Raw genomic sequence first — 5745 nt, 5'->3', positions numbered from 1 at the left:
GGATTGTCCCCCGGCCGGAGCACCGGCCGGGGGACAGGGCGGGGCCGGCGCGCTCCTATCCACCCGCGGCGTGCGGGAACAGATCGACGAAGGGTGCGGTGGTCGCGGAGATGCCCCGGCCGAAGGGGGCGTCGAAGTCCCAGATCAGGAAGAGCAGGAATGCGATCAGGACACTGAAGAGGCCCGCCAGCAGCAATTCACGGAAGGTTCTGCGGATCTGGAGCGTGAAGATCAGTCCGACGGTGACCACGGCCCCGGTGATGAGGCCGAACCAGACGACTCCGGGCATGGTCGCGCCCGCGTTCTGCCCCCGGGCCCCCCGGGCGTCGTCCACGGCGGCCACCTGGTCCACCAGCGGCTGGTACGCCTGCCCCTCGTGGTCCGTTCGCGGCTTGTACTCCGTCACGTCGGCCCGTACCCGGTCGAGCAGCCTGGTGCCCTCCTCGGTGAGACTTCCGTGGTCCGTCATCGACCTCCATTCGTCGCCGACCACATGAGCCACGTAGGCGTCGACGTCAGCACGGATGCGGTCGCGGACCTCGACCGGGTAGACGGCCGACCGTGCGCTCACCTCGTGCAGCGCCTGAGCCTCCAGACGCACCGACTCCTGGGCGGCGCTACGGCCCTCCCAGACGCCGGCGATGGCCAGACCGAGAACAATCGCGTACACCACACCGATCATCATCGTCATGTACTCGATGACGTCCGGCGTCTCGGACGGATCGTCGTCATCTGCGATCCGACGGTTGCTCAGGACGGCGATGGTGAGGACGACGGCACAGGCCGACGCCATCGCAATGGTCAGAACAAGCCATTCCGACATGGCTTCCCTTCTTCGGTCAGCGGGACGAGCGGGGCCGCAGCACGGCCACGGCGAAGACGGCGGGCGCGGTGATCAGAAGGGTGAGTGAGACCAGCGAAGGCCCGGTACGGGGTGTCTTGCGGGGCGGCTTTCGGTAGGTCGGGAGTGCGACGGGTGCCGGGGCCGGTGGTGTGGGGCGCACGGTGGGCCGCGGCGGCGCGGGTTTCGCTTCCGGCGCGGGGGCAGGGGGTGGCGGTGGAGGTGGCGGCGGCGGAGGTGGTGGAGGCGGTGGAGGTGGAGGCGGTGGAGGTGGCGGGGGTGGAGGCGGAGGTGGCGGAGGTGGCGGGGGTGGTGGTGCGGGTTCGGGTTCCGGCTCGGGTTCGGCGATGACCGCACCGCACCGCCCCTCGCCCGCCACGGCGACGGACGAGCCGCCGTCCCCCTGCCCGATGGAGGCGACCGCGCAGTCGTCACCGACCGCCGGCAGCGGGACGGCGAGCAGCAGGAGCAGGGTGGCGGCCGTCAGCCGCCATATGCGTGATCCGTACACGCCGGGGAGCATGTTCCCCGCAGCCGTCGGACACGCGGAGCGAGGAGCTGATTCGCCTGATGGAGCGGACATTCGGCAATTCGCGTTTGCGCCCGTCGAAACTTTTTCGGACGCCCGTTGAACGCCGGGGCACCGGCCGGCCGTACCTAGGGCCACGAAAGGCGCGGACTCGCGTCCCGGACGGCAGAAGGACAACGGGAGTCGACATGAATACCTGGCGGAACGCCTCGCTCGCGGTGACGGCGGTGGCCCTGTTGGCGCTGACGACGGCGTGTGGTCAGGAGAAGGGCACCGCGTCCCCCAACGGCCAGGCCGTGGGAAACGCGGCTCCCGCAGCACAGCCGGCCGAGGGCGGCTACGGCTCGGACGCCGGCTACGGTTCCGACGCGGCCGCGGGGGCGGCATCGAAGGAAGCCGGACAACTCGCGGTGTGGGACAGCAAGAAGCTGGGCAAGGTACTGACCGACAGCGAGGGCTTCACGCTCTACCGGTTCGACAAGGACACCGCCGAACCGCCCGCGTCGAATTGCGACGGTGACTGTGCGAAGGCATGGCCCGCGGTGCCCGCACAGAACGCCGACGCCGCTGCGGGAACCGATGCGTCACTGATCGGCGAGGTCACGCGGACCGACGGAACCAAGCAGCTGACCGTCGGGGGCTGGCCGATGTACCGCTATGCCAAGGACACCGGGCCCGGTGACGCGAACGGGCAGGGTGTCGGCGGGACATGGTTCGCCGCCGCTCCGGACGGAAAGAAAGCGGCGGTGAACGCGGACGGACCCTCCGGCGGCGAGCAGGCCGACCTCGCCGGACTTTCGGTCCGCAAGGATCCGGAACTCGGAGACATCGTCGTCGACAAGCGCGGCATGACGGTTTACCGGTTCAAGAAGGACTCGGCGTGGCCGATGAAGTCCGCGTGCACGGGCGACTGCCTCAAGAAGTGGCCGGTCGTCGGTCCGGTGCCGAAGAATGACGTCGATGGTGTCACCACGAAGGGATTCGTCACCTTCAACCGTCCGGACGGCATCCAGCAGCAGTCGCTCGACTGCTGGCCCGTCTACACCTTCTCCGGTGACGCGAAGCCGGGAGACACCAACGGCCAAGGGGTCGGGGGGACATGGTACGCGGTCTCGCCCGAGGCGAAGCTGGTCGGAGCTCCCAAGTAGCGCCCAGGAAACCCCCGGTGGTACCGGTCCGTCGCCGATTGCGTACACGCAGCGACGGGCCGGCGCACATGCCTCCGGTGTGTGACCAATAACGGATCTCTAATTTCCGTTTCCACTCGCTCTCTTGGCGGTCGATCAGTAGCCTCTGGTCAACACTGACCATGAACATGGCCGGATCGCCGTGGCGACTTGTTGGAGACATCGATGGAGCGTCCCGCCTGGGCACCGCAGGGCATAGACATCTCGGTGCCGAGCGTGTCTCGCATGTACGACTTCTATCTGGGCGGTTCGCACAATTTCGAGGTTGACAGGGAAGCGGCCCGTAAGGCCATGGAGTTCATGCCGGGCCTGCCCAAGGTCATGCAGGCGAATCGCGCCTTTATGCGGCGGGCCGTGCACCATGCCACCACGCTGGGCGTCAATCAGTTCCTGGACATAGGTTCCGGCATACCGACCTTCGGCAATGTTCATGAAGTCGCCCAGGCCGCCGATCCCGAGGCCCGGATCGCCTATGTCGACCACGACTCGGTCGCGGTCGCACACAGTCAGGCGGTGCTCGAGGGCAACGATCGGGCCGTCATCGCCGCCGCGGACCTGCGCAAGCCCAAGGACATCCTGGAGAACCCGGAGATCAACGGCCTCCTCGACCTGGACAAGCCGGTGGCCCTGCTCCTGGTTGCGGTGCTCCACTTCATCGAGGACGCCGACGATCCGTACGAGGCGGTCGCCGAACTGCGCGACGCACTGGCTCCCGGCAGCCTGCTGGTCCTGACCCACGCCTCGTACGAGGGCATCCCGCTCACCCAGGAGGAGGCGGGCGGGACGGTCGGTGTCTACCGAACCATCCGCAATCCGCTGATCATGCGATCGCGCACGGAGATCAGCCGCTTCTTCGAGGGTTACGAGATGGTCGAGCCCGGGCTCGTCTCCATGCCCGAGTGGCGGCCCGAGTCCCCCGAGGCACTGGCACAGGAAGATCCGTTCGCCTTCTCGGGCTTCGCCGGGGTTGGGCGCAAGGCGTGAGCATTCCCTCTCAGTCGTCCGGCGCGCCGGACGCGGAACCCGACGGTCCCGAGGGTCGGCTCCGGAGATTCGCCACCATCTGGAGCCGGGCGATCTTCCCGTCCACGGCAACCTCCCTCAGCCGCCCGGAGTTCGAGGAACATCTGCTGCCGCTCGCCCGGGAGCTCAGCGACATCCTTCACACACGGATCTTCGACGCGACGCCCGCGCACCGCGTCGGAGCCGGGCTGGTCGCCGCGCACTGCACGGATCCCGACGCCCTGAGCTCCACACTCGGCGTCGTCGACTCCTACCTGGTCCTCTACTGCGGCGGCAACGGGCCGGTGGAGCTCTCGACCGAGGACAGCAGAGCCCGCTGCGCCCGGATCCAGCACGCGCTCGCCGGCGGTTTCACCCAGGCACTGCGCGAACGGACGCTCGCCGAGCAGGAAGCCATCGCCCGCTCGGCGCTCACCGCCCGCTCGCACGCCGAACAGGCCCTGCACGCCACCGAGGCACGCTTCCGCGCCGTCTTCAAGGACGCCGCCGTCGGGATCGGTATCGCGGATCTCGAAGGGAACATCCTGGAGATCAACGACACCCTGACCAGGATGTTCGGCGGCCTCGAGAACCACGTCCGCAGTCACAAGGTGAACGAGTGGGTGCACCCCGAGGACTCGCCGCACGTGTGGAAGTACTACGACGAACTGGTACGCGGCGAGCGCGAGCACTACAGCGTCGAGAAGCCGTACTACCGCAACGACGGCACCGTCCTGTGGACCAACCTCACGGTGTCGCTGCTGCGGGACGCGGAGGGCCGGCCGGAGTACCAGCTCGCCCTCATGGAGGACACCACCGAGCGTCGGCTGCTCAATCTGCGGCTGCGCTACGAGGCCACCCACGACGCGCTCACCGGCCTGCCCAACCGGACGCTGTTCTTCGAACGCCTTGAGAAGGCCCTCGCGCCCAGGGAAGGCATGCGCTTCGGGCTCTGCTATCTCGACCTCGACGGCTTCAAGGCGATCAACGACAGCCTGGGCCACGCGGCGGGGGACCGGCTGCTGGTCGAGGTCGCCGACCGGCTGCAGAGCTGCGCTACCGCCCCCGGCGAGATGGTCGCGCGACTCGGCGGAGACGAGTTCGTGGCTCTCACCACGGGACCGCGTACCCAGGACGAGGTCCACGAGCTGGCCGGACGCATCCTCTCGGCGCTCGCCACGCCCGTACGTCTCGACGGCCGTGAGCTGACGGTGCGCGGATCCATCGGCGTCGTCGAAGGCCCGTCGGGTGAACGCACCGCCGCCGAGGTGCTGCGCAGCGCCGACATCACGATGTACCGGGCCAAGGCGGCGGGCGGGAACCGCTTCGCGCTCGCCGACGCCGAGGCGGACGCCCGCGCCATCACCCGCCATGGACTGACCACGGCGCTGCCGACGGCACTCGACCGCGGCGAGTTCTTCATCGAGTACCAGCCGCTGGTGCACCTCGGGGACGGCAGCGTGCACGGTGCCGAGGCGCTGGTGCGCTGGTGCCATCCCCAGCACGGGGTGCTCGGCCCGGACCGGTTCATCCCGCTCGCCGAGCACACCGGGCTGATCGTGCCGCTCGGCCGCTGGGTCCTGGAGGAGTCCGTCCGGCAGGCGAACTTCTGGCAGGAACGGCACACCGACGGCGGCCCCCTGCGGATCAACGTCAACCTCTCTCCGACCCAGCTGCACCACCCCAGCCTCGTCGCCGAGACCGTCGACGTGCTGGAACGCTCCGGTCTGGAGCCCGGAGCCCTCTGCCTGGAGGTCACCGAGTCCGCGCTGATCGGCGCTGACGACGATCTGCTCAAGCCGCTGCGCCAGTTGGCGGAGATGGGCGTCGACATCGCGCTGGACGACTTCGGCACCGGCTACTCGAATCTGGCGAACCTGCGCCGGCTGCCGGTGAGCGTGCTCAAGCTGGACCGTTCCTTCACCCAGGGCATGCAGCACCACCCGGCCGACCCGGTCGACCTGAAGATCGTCGAGGGCATCGTCTCGCTCGCCCACAGCCTGGACCTCGCGGTCACCGTGGAGGGTGTCGAGACCGGCGCCCAGGCCGAGCAGCTGCGACAGCTCGGCTGCGACACCGCCCAGGGCTGGTACTACGCGCGACCGGGTGCGCCCGACCGCATCCACTCGCTGCTGCTGGCGGACGCGGTCTGACGGCTCCTTCCTCAGCCGCCGGCCGGGCGGGGC

At 69.0% G+C, this 5745-nt stretch carries 4 protein-coding genes; 3 read left to right on the top strand and 1 reads right to left on the bottom strand.

The annotated features are described in order from the left end of the window. Positions 1–55 precede the first annotated feature (55 nt). Positions 56–823, bottom strand: coding sequence for a bestrophin-like domain (locus ACFWFI_RS40455; protein ID WP_387400593.1), 768 nt, complete (start codon positions 821–823; stop codon positions 56–58). Positions 824–1558: 735 nt separating this feature from the next. On the opposite strand from ACFWFI_RS40455, the gene ACFWFI_RS40450 reads away from it, so the two are divergent. The 3 genes from ACFWFI_RS40450 (at position 1559) to ACFWFI_RS40440 (ending at position 5712) form a co-directional block, all read left to right on the top strand. After that, positions 1559–2518: an SCO0930 family lipoprotein gene (locus ACFWFI_RS40450; protein WP_387400591.1), complete on the top strand. Its 960-nt coding sequence runs from the start codon at positions 1559–1561 to the stop codon at positions 2516–2518. Positions 2519–2722: 204 nt separating this feature from the next. After that, the gene (locus ACFWFI_RS40445; protein WP_387400590.1) at positions 2723–3541 is read left to right on the top strand and encodes an SAM-dependent methyltransferase; all 819 of its coding nucleotides are present in this window, start codon (positions 2723–2725) and stop codon (positions 3539–3541) included. Continuing rightward, positions 3538–5712, top strand: a complete 2175-nt coding sequence (locus ACFWFI_RS40440) for a putative bifunctional diguanylate cyclase/phosphodiesterase (RefSeq protein ID WP_387400588.1) — start codon at positions 3538–3540, stop codon at positions 5710–5712. The genes ACFWFI_RS40445 and ACFWFI_RS40440 overlap by 4 nt, the downstream gene beginning before the upstream one ends. Positions 5713–5745: the final 33 nt, after the last annotated feature.

This window comes from Streptomyces sp. NPDC060209 (assembly GCF_042728155.1).
Lineage (GTDB): Bacteria > Actinomycetota > Actinomycetes > Streptomycetales > Streptomycetaceae > Streptomyces.
Note: the sequence above shows the minus strand (reverse complement) of the source record. Positions and strands in the feature narration are given on the sequence as shown.

What these genes read in the sequence shown, in the direction of transcription:
- ACFWFI_RS40455 (WP_387400593.1), bottom strand. Translation starts at nt 823, where the DNA reads ATGTCGGAATGGCTTGTTCTGACCATTGCGATGGCGTCGGCCTGTGCC.
- ACFWFI_RS40450 (WP_387400591.1), top strand. Translation starts at nt 1,559, where the DNA reads ATGAATACCTGGCGGAACGCCTCGCTCGCGGTGACGGCGGTGGCCCTG.
- ACFWFI_RS40445 (WP_387400590.1), top strand. Translation starts at nt 2,723, where the DNA reads ATGGAGCGTCCCGCCTGGGCACCGCAGGGCATAGACATCTCGGTGCCG.